Raw genomic sequence first — 1,986 nt, 5'->3', positions numbered from 1 at the left:
GTTGTAGAACCCAGAGGTCGAGACGGCCAACCAGGCGCACATCTTGTAGAGCGGATTGGTCTCGGACGGGTCGTTCTTGCAGGAGTCGATGTACTCGTATCGGCTCACGGTCGCTGCTCCCGCGCGAAGTAAGCCGCCTTAGACTCAAACCGTCAACGCAACACCAAGCAATCTATGGTGGAGGTGGACGATGGCTAAGATTGGCCGGCCCGGACTGCCGCCGGAGGAACGGCAGCGGGTCTGGGATATGTGGAAGGCGGGGTCGTCGATCAGTGAGATCTCGCGATCGGTCGACTCGCCGCCGGGTTCGGTGTTTTCGATCCTGCGGCCCAAGGGCGGGATCTATCAGTCGCCGCAGAAGCGCCGGGCGGGAGCAGCCCGGGGACCCCGGCGGGGACGACGAAGCCGTGGAGGAACAGATCGGCCACGACCCTGCGCACGGGTTCCGCCAGCTCACCGGGGTCACGACCGGCCCCCGCGGCGGCGAGGACGACGAGATCCTCCAGGGGGAGCGCACCCATACGCGCCCCTCGGAGGACCGTCGCGGTCAGCGGGTCGATCTCGTGCCGCCAGCGTGCACCGGTGACGCGCTCGACCACCACCGACCCGGCCGGTGCAGAGGCCCCGGACGTCTCGTCCCCCGCGTCACCGGCGTCCGGTGCCAGACTCTCCGAGACGTGCAGGTGGACGTCGGGGGAGACGGTGAACACCGTCGCGTCCAGCGCCCGCTCCTGCCCGCCCTGTCGGTCCGCGGTCGCCCGCAACCACGCCATGCGCGCGAAGTAGGCCTCGGCCTCGTCCCCGAGCCCCTCGTCGAAGGGGTGGGTGAGGTCCTCGCAGAGCACCGACGACGCGCCGTCGATCCGCCTGAGGAAGACGTACCCGAACCCGACCCCGTCGACGCCCCGGTCCTCGAAGTGGTCGAGCCAGGCGTCCGCGGCGAGGGCTGTGGACTCGTCCCTCGGGTCCATGCCCTCGTCCGTGAGCCATGTCCAGACGTAGAGCTCCGGGTCCGAGGTGTCGCGACGGAGCACCCAGGCCTCCACCCCGTCGGAGGGGACCCACGACGCCACGTGGGTCCGCCAGTCGGTGTCCTGGCGCTCCACCCAGGAGGCCAGGATGACCGCGGTGCCGTCCCGGGTCAGGTGTTCGTGAGCCCCGGACACGACCGTCCGGCTCGCCCCGTCGAGGGCGAGCCCCGACTCGCGGTACGAATGGCCGGGCTCGGAGGGGCCCACCACGAACGGTGGGTTGGCGACGACCCGGTCGAAACGACGATGGGCGACGGGTTCGAACCAGGGACCGACGAGCAGTTCCCCGTCCAACCCGTTGATGGCCAGCGTGGCGGACGCCAGGTCCAGGCATCTGGGGGTGATATCCGTACCCGTCGCCGTCCTCGCGGTCCCGAGGGCGTGCACGAGCTGGATGCCGCAGCCGGTGCCGAGGTCGAGGACGGAGTCCACGTGCGAGGTGGGTGTGATCCGGAGGAGGGACAGCGTGGCCTGCCCGACCCCGAGGACGTGGTCTGGCCTCGTGGTGGCGTGGGCCATCGACCCGTCGACGTCGGCGAAGACCCAGCGTGTGCCGTGACCGGTGTCCACGGGCCGGAGGTCGAGGAGCGCCCGGAGGGTCGCCTCCGGCGTGGTCTGACGGGTCCACAGTCCGGCGTCGATCCCGTCGGCTACGGGTACCCCGGGCAGGGCCGCCACGACCTCGTCCTCGGGGACCGCGTCACCCAGGATGAACAGCCGGACCAGGGTCCCGACCGGCCCGGCGGAGCGGGCGTGCCTGCGGACGGACGCCGGGTCCGAACGGGCGAGCGCCGAGACCGCCTCCGGCCCCAGTGCGTCCTCCAGTCCGGGCACCGTGAAGTGGCACTCGCGGAACGACTCCGCCAGTGCGGGGGCCAGGCGGGTGAGGGCGGGAACTGTCGGGGTCACCGGGCGGGATCGCTCTCATCGGGTCGGTCGGCCGGGTCCGGGGCAC

1 protein-coding gene is annotated in these 1,986 nt (G+C 71.2%); it reads right to left on the bottom strand.

The genetic code is table 11. The annotated features are described in order from the left end of the window. Positions 1–269 precede the first annotated feature (269 nt). The gene (locus tag G6018_RS06135; RefSeq protein WP_182639174.1) at positions 270–1,940 is read right to left on the bottom strand and encodes a methyltransferase; all 1,671 of its coding nucleotides are present in this window, start codon (positions 1,938–1,940) and stop codon (positions 270–272) included. Positions 1,941–1,986 lie beyond the last annotated feature (46 nt).

It is taken from the genome of Dietzia sp. DQ11-44 (assembly GCF_014145205.1).
Taxonomy (GTDB): domain Bacteria; phylum Actinomycetota; class Actinomycetes; order Mycobacteriales; family Mycobacteriaceae; genus Dietzia; species Dietzia natronolimnaea.
This window is presented reverse-complemented; position numbering and strand designations above follow the sequence as displayed.